The organism is Mycobacterium sp., from assembly GCF_029961025.1.
Lineage (GTDB): Bacteria > Actinomycetota > Actinomycetes > Mycobacteriales > Mycobacteriaceae > Mycobacterium.
On record NZ_JASBVP010000006.1, the window covers coordinates 162,594 to 177,685 of the forward strand.

The window sequence follows — 15,092 nt, forward strand, 5'->3', positions numbered from 1 at the left end:
AGACGATCAACGGGAGCGGTCGCGGCTACTTTCCCCGAACCGATGAGCGGTGCCCTGCTGGTGGCGGGTACCGGCTCTGAGGCCGGGAAATCCCTGGTGGTCGCCGGACTGTGCCGGCTGCTGGCCCGCAGGGGGATTCGGGTCGCCCCGTTCAAGGCCCAGAACATGTCCAACAACTCTGCGGTGACCGTGGAGGGTGGCGAGATCGGCCGGGCACAGGCCATGCAGGCACGTGCCGCCGGCCTGGAGCCCAGCATCAGGTTCAACCCGATCCTGTTGAAACCCGGTGCCGATCATTTCTCGCAGTTGGTGTTGCGGGGGAAGGTCGTCGACTCGGTCACCGCGGCAAGCTACTTCGGGCACCGTGAGCGGCTTTCCTCTATAGTCATCGACGAATTATCAAGTCTGCGTTCCGAATTCGATGCGGTTATTTGCGAAGGCGCTGGTTCGCCTGCTGAAATCAATCTACGAGCAGGTGATCTGGCCAATATGGGGCTTGCCCGGGCGGCGAACCTACCTGTCGTCGTGGTCGGCGACATCGACCGCGGGGGTCTGCTGGCGCACCTGTTCGGGACGATCGCGGTGCTCGACCCCGGCGACCAGGGGCTGGTTGCGGGGTTCATTGTCAACAAGTTCCGCGGTGACTCCGCGCTGCTGGCACCCGGGCTGCGGCAACTGGCCGAGCTGACCGGACGCCCTACCTACGGGGTGCTGCCGTATGCCGAGGGGCTCTGGCTGGACGCCGAAGACTCGGTGTCGGTGCGGTCCGGGCACCTATTGGGCACCCCCGGGCCACCGCGCGGCCGCCAATGGCTGCGGGTCGGAGCGCTACGGCTGCCGCGGATCTCCAACTCCACCGATGTGGAGGCGCTGGCCTGCGAACCGGGGGTACTGGTGCGCTGGGTCAGCGATCCCGCCGACCTGGCCGATGTCGACGTGATCGTGGTGCCGGGCAGCAAAGCCACCGTCGCGGACCTGCGATGGCTGCACGATCGGGGCCTGGCGCGCGCCGTCGCCGCGCACGCCGAGGCGGGCGGCGTGGTGCTGGGCATCTGCGGCGGGTTTCAGATGCTGTGCCGGTCGATCGACGACCCGGTCGAGACGGGTTCCGGCCGTGTCGAGGGGTTAGGTCTGTTGGACGCCGATATCGTGCTGGACCCCGATAAGGTGCTCCGGTGCTGGCGGGTGCCGCTGGCCGGCTACGAGATTCATCACGGCCGGGTCACCCGCTGCCGTGAGGATGACTGGTTCGGCGTGGACGGATGTCCGCAGGGCTATCGGCACAACGGTGTGTTCGGAACCCACTGGCACGGCCTGTTGGACAACGACGCATTCCGCCGGCAATGGTTGACCGAGGCGGCGGCCCTGGCCGGACGGGACGGTTTCGTCGCGGCCGACGATGTCGACGTCGGGGCGCGCCGCGACGCCCGGCTGGATCGGGTAGCTGATTTGCTGGACGATCACCTCGATGTGGATGCCGTCGTGGGGTTGATCGAGGATGGGCCGCCACCACGTCCGACTATCGTCACGGCTCTGCATGGCTCTGCATGAGGCGCGTGGCTGCTAGCCGTTAGCCATAAAACGGCGTACTCGCCCGCTTTCTGACATTCTTGGCGTGCCGGCAACGCGGTCCGGCACCTGATAGCGGCCTGAGAGAGCGGGCGAAACAGCCCACAGGCCGGCCAACTGGCGGTAACTTGCCACCGTGCCCTCGACGATGATGACCACTCTGGACGGGTTTCCCGTCCCGGTCGCGGTGACGGGTCCGGAAAGAGGGTCCGTCGTCGTCGTGCTCGGCGCGGCCCGTTTCCCGGTCGCCGCATACGACCCGGTGTGTGAGCGTCTGCACACCGCGTCGCTGCGGACGGTTGTCATCGGCTCCGATGCTCGGCTGACCGGCGACTCGGTGATCGGCATACTCGATTCGCTGGGCATTCGGTGGGGAGTCATAGTGGGCGATCGAGCCGGTGGCGAACTCGCGTGGGAACTGGCGGCGAGCAGGCTGGACCGTTTCACCGCCCTGGTGGTTATCGACCGGGGACATCCGCGGGTGGCCGACCCGGCCGGTGTCATCCGCGACGAGCATTGCCCGCCGGTGGAGATCGACACCACCGCGCTGGTCAGCAACCCGGCGGCGCGGGCGGTGGCCCGTGCCAGCCAGCGGTTCGTCTACGCCGACTACCGTGTGGTGGACCTTCTCGGACGACGCCACGCCCAGGAGTTGACTGCGCAGCTGGCCGCCGAGATCGTGCTGCGCGCCCACACCTGGTGATCGCCGCGGCCGGCCAACCGGGCCACCGAGTGGGCGTTGTCCGGATCGGGGACGGTGGCACCCGATAGGTGCCACCCGATACGTGCCGCAGCCGGGATATCGCGGGTGCCACTGCGACGCGGTGACACGCCGCCGGCTGACGGCGCGGTCGCGCGGCTGCCCGGCGGCATATCAACCCGCACCACGCGGTAGCGGTCTGACCCCGCGTGCGCACGGTACGGTTACGGCGTCCCCGCCGATCCATCTGGACAGCGCCGACATTCGAGTTTGCAACGGCTCAACGCGGCGGTCAGCCGACGAAAGGGTGGCAAGGTTGAGCGTCTTCAACACCGGCGACGATGCGGGCCGTGTGCGGCCCGGGGAGGAACGGGGTAATCGGGTCAGCACCGGCGACCGGCCGGTGGTGGGCATGACCACCTATTTGGACCGGGCGCAGACCGGGGTCTGGAACGTGCCCGCCAGCTTCCTTCCGGCCGCCTACTTCCGGGGTGTCACGATGGCCGGCGGCGTGGCGGTGCTGCTGCCCCCGCAACCGGTGGATCCCGGCATCGCCGAGAGCGTGCTTGACCGGCTGGATGCCCTGATCATCACCGGCGGCAGCGACGTCGACCCGGCCCGCTACGGTCAGCTGCCACACCAGGCCACCGACGAGCCCCGCGGTGTCCGCGATGCCTGGGAGTTCACGTTACTGGAATGCGCTCTGCGCCGGCGGTTGCCGATCCTGGGAATTTGCCGCGGTGCTCAGGTGCTCAACGTCGTGCTCGGCGGAACGCTGCACCAGCATTTGCCCGACGTCATCGGTCACACCGGACATCAGCCCGGCAACGCGGTGTTCTCGACCGTTGCGGTGCGTATTGCCCCCGGCACCCGACTGGCGGCGCTGCTCGGCGAGTCGGCCGAGGTGCACTGCTACCACCACCAGGCGATCGCCGACGTCGGCGCGGGCCTGCTAGTCAGCGCGTGGGATGCCGACGGAGTGGTCGAGGCGGTTGAGCTGCCCGGCGAGAGGTTCGTGCTCGCCGTGCAGTGGCATCCCGAAGAAGCCCTGGACGACCTGCGGTTGTTCGCCGGGATCGTGGACGCGGCGCGCGCTTACGCGCGCACCCGGGCAGGCGCGGTCATCCCGCGGCGGGTGGACGCGGAACCACGCCGCGGCCAACCTTGAGCCGGGAAGCGACGGCCGGGCTGACACGGCGCCCCGCCGTACTGGCGATCGGCGTAATCCGCACGCCCACGGGTCCATGTCCCGACGATGTTCTCCACAAGACGACGGGGAGCCCCACACCGGTGGTCGCGGGCTGGCAGATCGACGCCACCGCGAACCAGGTACCGGGCACCGACAACCGGCCGACCCTGCTCGCCCCACCGACCCCCGCAGACACGCCGGACCCGGGGTCACCAGCGCCCGGGGCGGAGAAGGTCCCCGAAAAGGCCGGGTCCGGTTTGGGAGCGAAGGCAGTGGAGTCACCGGTTGCCGTGCCGGAAGGCACCGGCCGGATTGCCGCGATGCCGGGCGTGTCGTTGGACCTGCCGAAGCCCATTGCGGCCAGCACCGAATTGATCGGATACGGCGCATACATCGCGACAGCAGCCGGAACAAACGGGGAGCCCGGTTGCGGCAGCGACGACAATCCCGACGGCGACGGCGTGGACCACGAGAGTGACCAGGTGAAGCCCGAGGGTGAGGCCAGTCGTTGCAGTGTCGGAGGCACGGTCCGAATGACTTGAGATCCTGTCGCCAGGATTTCCTGCGCCCCGGCCCCGGCCAGGCTCCGGGTGGTTTTGGCCATCGTGCCCTCACGACGTGCCAGCCCCGCCGGGTCGATGGTGACCGGTGGCGAGTCGAACGGGATAACCTTCGAGGCGGTTGCCGCGGCGCCGGCGTAGGCGTACATCGCGGCGGCGTCTTGAGCCCACATTTCTTCGTAGTCCGCCTCGATGGCCGCGATGGCCGGGCTGTATTGAGCCAAAAAATTCGTCGCGGCCAACCTTCTCAGCTGAGCACGATTGGCGGCGATCAACGGTGGTGGCACCGTCATTCGATGCGCGATATCGAAGGCGCCGGCCGCGGCCCTGGCCTGGGCGGCGGCCTGTTCGGCCTTTGCGGCGGTGTCGCTCAGCCACGCCACATAGGGTGCGGCCGCGGCTGCCATCAAGTCCGCCGACGCGCCGTCCCATCCGCCGCCGGCCAGGCTTGTGGTCACCCACTGGTAGCCCGCCGCCGCGGTATGCAGTTCGGTGGCCAGCCGCCCCCAGGCCACCGAGGCAACCAGCATCGACAGTGCGCCCGGACCGGCGTACATCCGCCCGGAGTTGATTTCCGGGGGCAATTTTCCGAAATCCATTGTCATCCCCTTAGATGGTCTGTTCGTGAGTCCCCGAGGTGTGGTGGTCCCCTAGTTGGTCAAAGCCGCATTGGCAGCCTCGGTGATGGCATAGGAGCCGGCGCTGGCCCGCAATGTGGACACGAACAGCTCATGAATCGCCGCGGCTTGAGCGAGGGCCGCCTGGCACATGATGGCGTGCGCGGTGAACTGCGCAGCGGTGAGCGCAGAAACCTCATCGGCGGCAGGGGGGACCACCGCAGTGGTGGGTGCCGCCGCGGACATGCCGCCGGCGGCCATGGACGAGCCGATGGCGTCCAAATTGCCGGCGGCCGCGGCCAGTGTTTCCGGTTCGACGGTGACGAAAGAGGTGGTGACGAAAGACACGGACTACTCCTCGTTAAACACGGATTTGTGGTTAGTCCGACCCGCTTAGCTGCGACAGCACCAGGGACACCAGAGGCTTGACCGCTACCCTGCTACCCGAATCTGCACCCGGGGCACCCGACGGGTCGATGGTTTTCGGTTGCTGTGGGCCCGGACGCCGCAGTCAGCGCGGATCGCTGGTCACCGGCCGTCGTGACGGGGCACAACGACCTGACGCTGGCCGATCAGCGCCGGCTGACGCAGAGCTGTGTCAAAAGGTCGGGGCCCGCGGGAACCGCAGCGGGTGCTCGGGCAGCCGGCGGCGCCGGCCACTGCGCCCCGCCGGATCGGTTCCAGACGGCCGGCAAAAAAGTCGGCAACGTATCCATTGAGTCGGGCGACGGCGACCACCACGGCGCCAGTGAAGCCGGTGACCGTGACGGGGCTGGCGGCAGGTCACGACGCGGCCTGGCCGGGGTCAACACCGGATGGACCGCGGCTGACGCGCCGGTGGCAAGCTGCATGTGGCTTCCGGGCATGGCACCGGCGGATATCGCCACCGGCTGGGGCAGCATGGACACGATCCGCTCGGATTGCACCAGCCAGAAACCGGTGACGGTGGCGAGCAGACACAGACCCACAACTATCCCGGCGACCGGTCGCCGCCGTGGCCTTCTGGATACCGCCGTGAACGTTCCGATACTTCAACCCTACCAGCGCTACCGGTTGGGATCCGGTAAGAGCGCGGACGATGCCGCGTCCGGTGGCGCCGGCGGCGTCGCCGAGCGGCTCAAACCCACCCTCGGTCAGGTGTCGTGTTGCGGCGCCGCCGCGGTCCATCTTTCTTCGATGCGGCCGAAATGCCACACCACCAGGGCCAGCGCCCAGGTGGCGGCGAATAGGCCGACGATGCTGAAACCGAGCTTGCTGAAACTGACGTTTTGGATCCAGTCCCAGAACTCGCCCCGGAAGGCCAGCTGTTGACCGAGTAGCTGAAGGATCTCGAGGCCGCCGATGAGCAGCGCGACGGCGACCGAGAGTCCGGTGACGGTGATGTTGTAGTAGACCTTGCGCACGGGTTTGGAGAACGCCCAGCCATAGGCGAAGTTCATGAACGAGCCGTCGATGGTGTCGAACAGGCACATCCCCGCGGCGAACAGCACGGGCAGGCACAAAATGGCGTACCAGGGCAGACCGACCGCGGCACTGGTGCCGGCCAGCACCAGCAGGGCAACTTCGGTGGCGGTATCAAAGCCCAGTCCGAACAGCACGCCAACCGGGTACATGTGCCACGAGGTGGTGATCGATTTGGTGAGCCGGCCGAGGATTCTGTTGAAAAAGCCGCGGTGGTTGAGCTGTTCTTCGAGTTCGGCCTCGTCGTAGATGCCGCTACGCATCCGGGCGAAGACTCGTAGGATGCCCGTCAGGACGCCGATGTTGATGATCGCGATCAGGCAGAGAAACACGCCCGACACACCGGTGCCGATCAAGCCGGTGTAGTGATGCAGAGCCGAGGAATCGTTTTTGACGGGCCCGATGATCGCCTTCATGCCGAATGCCAGCAGCGCCGCCAGGGCGAACACGATGGTGGAGTGGCCGAGGGAAAAGAAGAACCCGACGGCCAGCGGGCGCTGCCCGTCGTTCATCAGCTTGCGGGTCACGTTGTCGATGGCCGCGATGTGGTCGACGTCGAAGGCGTGCTTGGAGCCCAGTGCGTAGGCCGTCAGCCCGATGCCGACCCCGAAAACCTTGTCGCCGAGGCTGAAGTGGGCGGGCTGCACTATCAGCACCAGGATTCCCCAGCCGATGAGATTCAGCACGACGATCGCCGCGAACATCGATCCCAGCCGCGTCCACTCCGATGGCGTCAGGGCGCCACGCAGCCGCGACCCTGACGGGCGTGGCCTCCCGAGTACGTCAGCGGCCATGGTGCGTCCTTTCGAACATGAGAAACTGCGCCGCAGCATGAGGAAACTACCCTGCACGAACGCTAATCCACGGCGCTAACACGGTGGATCTGGTTCACAAAAGTAGCTGCAAGTGTTTCGCAATTGTTCACCGGCTGCGGTCAGCCGCGGAAGACGATCAGCGGGATGGTCATTTCTGCCGGGGTGGCGGCGCCGTGGAAGCCGACGAGGCGAGCCACTTCCGGCGGCTCGTGAGCGCTGGCCAGGATCGCGGTGTCACCGGTGCAGATCGCGATGACGTCGCCGATGCGTGCGCGGTGCTGGGCACGCACCGGTCCGAACAGTCCCGCCGCGATGGCGTCGTCGCGGCTGAGCACCTCGGCGCGCCCGTGGAGCACCTCACTCCAGGCGGCTTGCACGTCGGTGGCGGCGCCGGGCTCGGTATGCAGGTAGCGCACCCGTGGCTCGCCGGCCACGACGCGGACGCCCGCGCCCAGCCGGGGGTCGGCAGCCAGATCGACCCGGGCAATCTCCGGGACGTTCACTCCCCCGTGATCGGCGGTGACCAGCAACGCGGCCTCCCGCGGCAGCGTCTCGACCAGTCGGCGCAGCAGCGCATCGACCCGGGCCGCCGCCTGATGCCACTGGTGCGAGCCGATACCGAACAGGTGCGCCGCGGTGTCGAGTTCGGCCGTGTAGCCGTAGACCAGCCCCGGTGTTGCGCGCAGCTCTTCGGCCAGCCGCTGGGCATAGTCGTCGTCGGTGCCGGTGGGACAAAGCTCCGCACCCCGGTAGGCCGCCTCGGTCAGGCCGCTGCCGAGAAACGGCGCCGGCAGTAGGGCCCGGGCGCGCACCCCGGCCTGCGCGAGCCGTTGAAACCAGGTGGGGACGGGCTGCCAGTGGGGCGGCGGCGGGTCGTCGCGCCACCGGATGTGGTTGAGCACCCGCTCGCTGCCGGGAAGTTTGACGGTGAAACCCAGGATGCCGTGCTCACCGGGAGGTGCGCCGGTGGCCAGGGACACCAGGCTGGTCGGTGTGGTCGACGGGAACGTGCTCACCAGCTCGACCAGTTGCCCGGCGCCGCCGGCGAGGACCGAGGCCAGCAGCGGGGCGTCGACGGCCATCTGCGGGAGCAGCCGCCGACCCATCCCGTCGACGAGCAGAATCGCGAGGCGTCGCACATTGCCGACGCGGCCGGTCAGCGCCAGCGGGTCGGGCGCGCCCGGGACCCCCAGCAGCGCGGCCGCCGAGGGCAGCACGTCGCAGAGTGAACCGGCCACGACGGCCAGTCTGGCAGCCACGGCGGACCGCGCACCGAATCGCCGCACGCGGGTGGGCGGTGCATTGCGACGCGGATGCGGAATACTGGACGGGTGGCCAGACCGTCGGCTTGGGATCCGGCCGTCACCGAGCGCATCGGTGAGATGCTGCGGTCCCGTGGGTTGCGGCGAATGGCGTCGCGTATCGAAGTGCTGGCGGTTCTCGAGCCGGTCAACGGGCACCTGTCGGTGGCCGAGATCCACCAGCGGGTGCGCCAGTGTCTGCCCGCGGGGACTCCGCCACCGGATCTGGCGACGATCTATCGCACGGTGACCACCCTGGTGGATCAGGGGGTGCTGCACGCGTTGACCCTGGAGGGCGGTGTCACCACCTACGGGCTGGCCATCGATCCGCACCATCATGCGGTGTGCACCCGATGCGGGTCGATCATCGAGGTTCCCGCGCGCCGACTGACGTCAGCGCTCGAGCACGCGATGGCCGGCAGCTCGTTCACCTTGTCCGAGCGGGCCGGGCTCACCCTGCACGGCCTGTGCCCGAACTGCCAGGGTGACCGGCGTGACGGGAGCGAACCTGGCTGAGCGGTCCCGCCGGCAGGTGTCAGTTCAAGTTCAGGAGCGCGTTTTCGACGACTTCCGGCAGCGCCGGATGGATCCAGTACTGGCCGCGGGCCATCTGCGCGGCGGTCAGACCGAAGCTCATCGCGCCGATCAGCGGCTGGATGATCGACGAAGCCTGATGGCCCATGATGTGCGCGCCCAGCAGCCGGCCGCTGACGCGATCGGCGATCACCTTGGCGATCCCGGTGGTGTCCTCCATCGCCCAGCCGTAGGCCACGTCGGCGTACTCTTGAATCCCAACGGAAACATCGAAACCGCTTGCAACAGCTTGGTTTTCGGTAAGTCCTACGGTAGCGATAGGCGGATCTGTGAACACCGCCGACGGGACGTGGCGGTGGTCGGTGGCGACCATCGAGTCGGTGTCATCCCAGTCGCACAGCAGGTTGTGCTGCACGACCCGGGCCTCGTGGTTGGCGACGTGCTTGAGCTGATACGGCGAGGAGACGTCACCAAGCGCGAAAACACCGCGTGCGGAGGTTCTTTGGTATTTATCGACCACCACCCTTCCGTCGTGGATGTCGATGCCGGCCTGCTCGGCGTTCAGCACATCGGCATTGGCTACCCTCCCGGTTGCCACGAGCAGCATGTCGGCGTTCGCCTCGCTGCCGTCATCAAGACTCAGGGTGATGCCGGACCCGTCCCGGCGTGCGCCGACGACCGTGCGATGGCTGCGCAGTTCCCATTTGGTTGCGGCCATGCGGGTGAAGCGTTCGGAGATGGTGTCGTCGCAATGCCGCAGCAGCATGCCGCCCCGGATCACCAGGGTGATCCGGACACCGAGCGCGGAGAAGATGTGGGCGAATTCGGCAGCCACGAAACCGCCCCCCACGATCGCCAGGTGCTCGGGTAGCTCCGGGATCCGCATGATGGTGTCGCTGGTGTGGTAATCGACCCCGCTGGCGAGGATGGCCTGCGGAATCACCGGGCGGGATCCCGCCGCGATCACCACTTGCTCGGCGGTGAACTCATCACCGGCGTCGGTGCGCAGCAGGTAGCGCCCGTCGGCCCCGACCGGCCCGAAGCGGGTGTGGTGACCGTACACGTCGATATTGGGCGAGGAGCGCCGGTAATCCTCACCGCTGATCGCTATCGGGTCGATACGCCCGAAGATGCGCGACACGATGTCATCCCAGCGCACTCGCTCGATATTCGCGTCGATGCCGTAACGTGACGCGCCGCGGACCGCGTTAGCGACCTCCGCGGCGTAGACGAACATCTTCGTCGGGATGCACCCGACGTTAAGGCAGGTGCCGCCGAAGGCGCCCGCCTCGCAGATCGCGACCCGTTTGCCCGCGTAACGCTCGTCGAGAATGCTGTTGCCCGAACCGGTTCCGATGATCGCGAGATCGTAGCTTTCCATGCGCCTTACTCACCCTCGGTCGATACTGCCGCATGCGCGGTGGCGTTCGGGTCGCGGTCCGTCCGTAAATACCAGCTCAACCAGGTATCGAGTTCCTGGTAGGCGGCCTGGCGGGGCCGCGGCATCGACAGGAATACATCGTGTTTGGCATCGGTCACCGGGACGATGGTGCTGTGGTTGCCGATGCACCCGGCCCACCGGGCGATCTGGCGCACGTCGAGCACGGCGTCGCCGTGGTGCCGGGCGATCGGGTCGGCGGTTTCCGGCACGCTGTGGTCTGAACGCAGGATCAAGTTGGGCACTCCGACATCAAGCCCGCGATGCGGTCGTGCCTGACCGCGGCGAACGGCATGCAGCCACCCGAAAGTGATCGGGAAGCCGCCCAGTGGTTTCCACTGCAGGTTGTAGTCGAACTCGCCATCGTAATCCCGATGCAGGCTGGCGCCGTACCCGCCGTCACCCGGCCCACGAGCAACCCATTTTTTCCCCAGCCGGGCTATCGCGGCGATCACGGCCGATATCGCCCCGGTGCGCACGATCGGGGGGCCGTGCAGGTCCAGCCATGGGCTGTTGAGCACCAAACCGCCCACGCCCGCCCGCGCGGTGGCGCCCCGGCGCCGCAGGCGGTCCAGCCAGAGCGACACGATAAGCCCACCGGCGGAATGGCCGTACATCAGCACCCTGACGGGACGAGCCGAATGTGTCTGCGTCCGGATGACGGCCAGCGCTTCTTCGAGATCGCGCTCGTAGCGGGCCAGGTCGGTGGTGAAGTGCGGGGTCTGCCCGACACGATGCGACCGGCCGCACTTGTGCAGGTCCAGCGCATAAAAGGCGAAGCCGCGGTCGGCAAAGTGGTCGGCCAGGGCGGTGTTGAAAAAATAGTCGGTGTACCCGTGCACCGCCAGTACGGCGTGCGCCTCGACCCCGGCGTCCCCTCGCCGTACCAGCGTGGCTACCAGATCGCCCTCGCCGTCGGGATCGCGGCCCAGCGGAATCGGGTATTGCCAATAGCCGGGCAGGACATCAGGCTGCCAGCCAGTCACGTCGCCAGCTTAGACGGTTATGGGGGGCTGGGGTCTCGCTCACATGTGAACGTGGGTTGCCGACAGGAAACGGGTCCTGGCCGGTAGAGCCACAAGATGTGGGAGGCCCCAGTGAAGGTTCAGCGTACGAGTGTTGGTTTGGATGTGCATGCGCGGTCGGTGGTTGGGTGCGCGTTGGACGGAGATACCGGTGAGGTATTCGAACGTCGGTTGACCCCGGATTATCAGGAGATTTTGGAGTGGTTGCGATCGTTGCCGGGCCGGGTCGCGGTGGCCTATGAGGCTGGCCCGACGGGGTTCGGTCTGGCGCGCTTTCTGGTGGCGGCTGGGGTGATGTGTCTGGTGGCCGCTCCGTCGAAGCTGCAACGCCCGACCGGGGATCGGGTCAAGACCGATGCCCGTGATGCGGCGCATCTGGCCCGGTTGCTGCATTTGGGTCAGATTGTGGAGGTCACGGTTCCCAGCGCCGAGCAGGAGGCGGCCCGAGATCTGGTGCGGGCACGAGAGGACTGCCGCGGGGATCTGATGAGTGCCCGGCATCGATTGTCGAAACTGCTGTTGCGGCAGGGGGTTATCTATTCCGGTGGAGGAACTTGGACCGGCAAGCACGAACTGTGGCTGCAGCGGCAGCGGTTTGACGCACCGGCGTTGCAGCTCACCTACGACACGGCACTGGACACGATGCTGGCCACCGTGGATCGCCGTAACCGCCTCGACGAGGCGATCGCCAAGTTGGCCGCCGACAGCGCCTACACCCCGGTGGTGACCCGGCTGGGTTGTCTGCGCGGGGTCTCGACGCTGACGGCGTTTGGGCTGGCCGTCGAGATCGGCGACTGGCACCGGTTGACCGGCCGCTCGATCGGCGCCTACCTGGGTCTGGTGCCATGCGAGTACAGCTCGGGGGCTTCCCGCTCGCAGGGGGCGATCACCAAGACCGGCAACGGCCACGCCCGCCGACTGCTCATCGAGGCGGCCTGGCATCACCGCCAGCCCTACCGACCCGGAATGGTGATGCGGCGCCGCTGGGACGCGGCCAGCCCGGCAGCACGGGCGCGCGGCCAACAGGCCAACCGGCGCCTGCACGAGCGCTGGTGTCGCTTCGATGCCCGTAACAAGCGCCCGGTGGTCGCCAACACCGCGATCGCCCGCGAACTGGCGGGCTGGTGCTGGTCACTGGCGGTCCTCGACAGCTAAACCCGCGCCCTCCACAACTGCCCGAATCGAGCCTGGTGGCGGCAGCGCCTGGGAGTGACCCGCGAACGCTTTATGAGCAATCCTGTTGCCTGACAACATGATGACGCTCGACCTCTAGATCCGCGATCCACTCCAGCAGAACAGTCCGTCCTGCGGTAACCAACCCGCGAATATCAGACTTGACACCCGCGTCGACAACCTCGACACGCTCGCCAACCGGGACGATTCGGTCAACCGGAAGCAGGCGCCCGGCGACGGCCGCGGCGCCTGCTTCCCCCTGCCTGGTTGACAAAACGAATTACATATCAAAGCGTGATCGGTGCGCGACCGCCGGCCAGCCCGCCTGAGCGCCGATCGCTATGGCGGTGGCGGTCCCCAGGGGCCGGGCGGTGGCGGTCCCCAGGGGTCGGGCGGCGGCGGAGGCCCGGGCGGACCGGGTGGCCCCGGCCATGGCTGATCGGGCAGGATAAGCAGCGTTTCGGCCGGCGGCTGTGACGTGAAAACGGCTGCGGCAGAAGCAGGTGCCACCATCGCGGCGGTGACCACGGCGCCGACGATCGATCCGATGAGACCGGCGGCGACCACCGTCGTGTGGGCGTGGTGCCGGCGCGTTCGTTCGCCAAGGGAAACCGAGGGACGCCGTTGAGTCGCCGCCAGATTGCCGGCAACCGCCCGGTGTTCGGTGCCCGCGCCGCGTGTGGTGGCCTCGGGGTCGCCGCTGTCGTGCTTCTCGTCGGGGCTCATGTCGTTGGGGCTCATGTCGTTGGGGCTCATGTTGTGTCCGCCTCGCCGGTGGGAGTTGAGCTGCCGAAGTCGTAGTTTAACGACAGTGACGCTGCGGCAACTTTGGTTCCGGAGTGCGGGTGTCTTCTGGACGGGAGCGGCCGCGGCCCGCTCCTCGTTCCCTGACCGCCGAGGCTCCCGCGCCGGGTGATGCGGGCCGGATTGGCGGGCCCGACGCCATGCCCCGCGGGATAACCTGGGTAGCGCCCCCCGGCGACCCAGCGAGTCCGCGCCAACCCAAGGGACCAGCGATCCGGTGTCACAGCCAGCTCGAACCGCTAAGACGGATGTTGCGCTGGTGGGTGCGGGCATTATGAGCGCCACCCTGGGCGCACTGCTGCGCCGACTGCAGCCGGACTGGTCGATCACGCTGGTGGAACGGCTGGACGCCGCGGCCGCCGAAAGCACCGACCCATGGAACAACGCCGGGACCGGGCATTCCGCACTGTGCGAGTTGTTTTACACCCCGGACCGGGACGGCTCCATCGACATCACCAAAGCCGTGCACGTCAATGAGCAATTCCAGGTCACCCGCCAGTTTTGGGCATACGCGGTGGAATCCGGCATCGTGACCGACGTTCGGAGCTTCCTGCACCCGATCCCCCACGTCGTCTTCGTGCACGGCGCCGAGCGCGTCGACTATCTGCGCCGCCGTTGCCAGGCGCTGAGCGCCAACCCGCTGTTCGCCGACACCGAATTCATCGACAGCCCAGATGAATTCGCCCGTCGATTGCCGTTCATGGCGGCACACCGTGACTTCTCCGAGCCGATAGCGCTCAGCTGGGCCCAACACGGCACCGACGTGGACTTCGGCGCGTTGGCCAAACAGCTCATCGGCTACGGCCTGCGGGGCGGAATGACCGCGCTTTTCGGTCATGAGGTCGGGGCCCTGTCGCGGGAGTTCGACGGCAGCTGGACGCTGACGCTCCGCAATCGGCGCACCGCCGAGAAACACCGACTCAACGCCAAGTTCGTCTTCGTCGGCGCCGGCGGTGGCACGCTGCGGCTGTTACAGCGATCCGGCATCAAGGAGGCCAGGGGATACGGCGGTTTCCCGGTGGGCGGAAAGTTTCTGCGCAGCGACAACCCCACGCTCACCTCCGCGCATCGGGCCAAGGTGTACGGCTGTCCCGCGCCGGGCGCGCCGGCGATGACGGCACCGCACCTGGACGCGCGGGTCATCAACGGCAAGTCGTGGCTGCTGTTCGGGCCGTTCGCCGGCTGGTCGGCGAAATTCTTAAAGCACGGCCGGGCCGGCGACCTGCCGCGGTCGGTCAAACCCCACAACGTGGTGCCGATGCTGCGCGGCGGGGTTAGCCAGTTGAGCTTGCTGAATTACCTGATCGGCCAGCTGATGATGTCCGCACCGGCCCGGGTCGACGCGCTGCGGGAGTTCGCCCCGAGCGCAGCGGACGCGGACTGGGAGACAACGACCGCGGGTCAGCGGGTGCAGGTGATCCGCCGCGACCGGGTGACAGGCGGGGTGCTCGAGTTCGGGACCACGCTGGTGATCGGTGGCGACGGCAGCATCGCCGGGCTGCTCGGGGCCTCCCCGGGAGCCTCCACCGCCGTCTCGGCCATGCTCGACGTGCTGGCGCAATGTTTTCCCGGCCGGTACCGATCCTGGCTGCCCACCCTGAAAGACATGGTGCCGTCGCTGGGTATCCGGTTGTCCGATCAGCCGGCGTTGTTCGAGAAGCTGTGGTCCTGGGGAACCCGGGCGCTGCGCTTGGAGCCCGATACCTCGGGCACGCCCGGCGGGACCCGCCCGCCAAGACCCGCCATCACCGGCTGGAGAAACCCGACGGCGCGGTGATCGGTACGCTGCGGCTGATGGAAGAGCATGCCGCTGGCGCAAAGGTGTTCCGCATCGGTCGGCTGGGCCGCCCGGCTCCGTTGCAGGCCGCTGCCGGGCCGGTAGCGCGGGCGGGGGGGACCGGCACCG

13 protein-coding genes and 1 pseudogene are annotated in these 15,092 nt (G+C 67.8%); 7 read left to right on the plus strand and 7 right to left on the minus strand.

Features of this window, described 5'->3' with window-relative positions; translation table 11 throughout:
- The first annotated feature begins 42 nt into the window (after positions 1-42).
- The 3 genes from QJR12_RS08700 to QJR12_RS08710 all read left to right on the plus strand — a co-directional run bounded on the left by QJR12_RS08700 (position 43) and on the right by QJR12_RS08710 (position 3,437).
- A complete protein-coding gene (locus QJR12_RS08700) occupies positions 43-1,551 on the plus strand; it encodes a cobyric acid synthase (protein ID WP_300580806.1) in 1,509 nt (502 codons plus the stop codon).
- Between the two features lie 169 nt (positions 1,552-1,720).
- Positions 1,721-2,272, plus strand: a complete 552-nt coding sequence (locus tag QJR12_RS08705) for an alpha/beta hydrolase (protein WP_300580809.1) — start codon at positions 1,721-1,723, stop codon at positions 2,270-2,272.
- A gap of 409 nt (positions 2,273-2,681) precedes the next feature.
- Positions 2,682-3,437, plus strand: a complete 756-nt coding sequence (locus tag QJR12_RS08710; RefSeq protein ID WP_300581263.1) for a gamma-glutamyl-gamma-aminobutyrate hydrolase family protein — start codon at positions 2,682-2,684, stop codon at positions 3,435-3,437.
- On the opposite strand, the gene QJR12_RS08715 is transcribed toward QJR12_RS08710, so the two are convergent.
- The 4 genes from QJR12_RS08715 to QJR12_RS08730 form a co-directional block, all read right to left on the minus strand.
- On the minus strand, positions 3,391-4,617 hold the full coding sequence (locus QJR12_RS08715; protein WP_300580810.1) for a PPE family protein: 1,227 nt from the start codon (positions 4,615-4,617) through the stop codon (positions 3,391-3,393). The two genes, QJR12_RS08710 and QJR12_RS08715, sit on opposite strands and share 47 nt — an antisense overlap.
- Before the next feature lie 51 nt (positions 4,618-4,668).
- Positions 4,669-4,983, minus strand: a complete 315-nt coding sequence (locus QJR12_RS08720; RefSeq protein ID WP_300580813.1) for a PE family protein — start codon at positions 4,981-4,983, stop codon at positions 4,669-4,671.
- A 785-nt stretch (positions 4,984-5,768) separates the two neighbouring features.
- Positions 5,769-6,890, minus strand: coding sequence for a HoxN/HupN/NixA family nickel/cobalt transporter (locus QJR12_RS08725; protein WP_300580815.1), 1,122 nt, complete (start codon positions 6,888-6,890; stop codon positions 5,769-5,771).
- Positions 6,891-7,030: 140 nt separating this feature from the next.
- Entirely contained in the window at positions 7,031-8,149 is a 1,119-nt protein-coding gene (locus QJR12_RS08730) for a nucleotide pyrophosphatase/phosphodiesterase family protein (RefSeq protein ID WP_300580817.1), read from the minus strand.
- Between the two features lie 144 nt (positions 8,150-8,293).
- Here QJR12_RS08730 and QJR12_RS08735 point away from each other — a divergent pair, with 144 nt between their 5' ends.
- Positions 8,294-8,728 (plus strand): Fur family transcriptional regulator, encoded by a 435-nt coding sequence (locus QJR12_RS08735; protein WP_300581266.1) that lies wholly within the window; start codon positions 8,294-8,296, stop codon positions 8,726-8,728.
- Positions 8,729-8,747: 19 nt separating this feature from the next.
- Here the strand turns inward: QJR12_RS08735 and mtr are convergent, their stop codons facing one another.
- On the minus strand, positions 8,748-10,127 hold the full coding sequence (mtr, locus tag QJR12_RS08740) for a mycothione reductase (protein WP_300580820.1): 1,380 nt from the start codon (positions 10,125-10,127) through the stop codon (positions 8,748-8,750).
- 5 nt (positions 10,128-10,132) lie between these two features.
- Positions 10,133-11,170, minus strand: a complete 1,038-nt coding sequence (locus tag QJR12_RS08745; RefSeq protein ID WP_300580823.1) for an alpha/beta hydrolase — start codon at positions 11,168-11,170, stop codon at positions 10,133-10,135.
- A 96-nt stretch (positions 11,171-11,266) separates the two neighbouring features.
- On the opposite strand from QJR12_RS08745, the gene QJR12_RS08750 reads away from it, so the two are divergent.
- A complete protein-coding gene (locus QJR12_RS08750; RefSeq protein ID WP_300575550.1) occupies positions 11,267-12,364 on the plus strand; it encodes an IS110 family transposase in 1,098 nt (365 codons plus the stop codon).
- A gap of 357 nt (positions 12,365-12,721) precedes the next feature.
- Here the strand turns inward: QJR12_RS08750 and QJR12_RS08755 are convergent, their stop codons facing one another.
- Complete coding sequence (locus QJR12_RS08755) at positions 12,722-13,138, minus strand: hypothetical protein (protein WP_300580825.1); 417 nt, start codon at positions 13,136-13,138, stop codon at positions 12,722-12,724.
- A 265-nt stretch (positions 13,139-13,403) separates the two neighbouring features.
- Between QJR12_RS08755 and mqo the strand changes: the two genes are divergently transcribed.
- Together mqo and QJR12_RS08765 are read left to right on the plus strand one after the other, a co-directional pair.
- Entirely contained in the window at positions 13,404-14,963 is a 1,560-nt protein-coding gene (mqo, locus tag QJR12_RS08760) for a malate dehydrogenase (quinone) (protein WP_300580828.1), read from the plus strand.
- Positions 14,906-15,028, plus strand: a pseudogene (locus QJR12_RS08765) (GNAT family N-acetyltransferase); the annotation flags it as partial. The gene mqo and the pseudogene QJR12_RS08765, both read left to right, overlap by 58 nt.
- Positions 15,029-15,092: the final 64 nt, after the last annotated feature.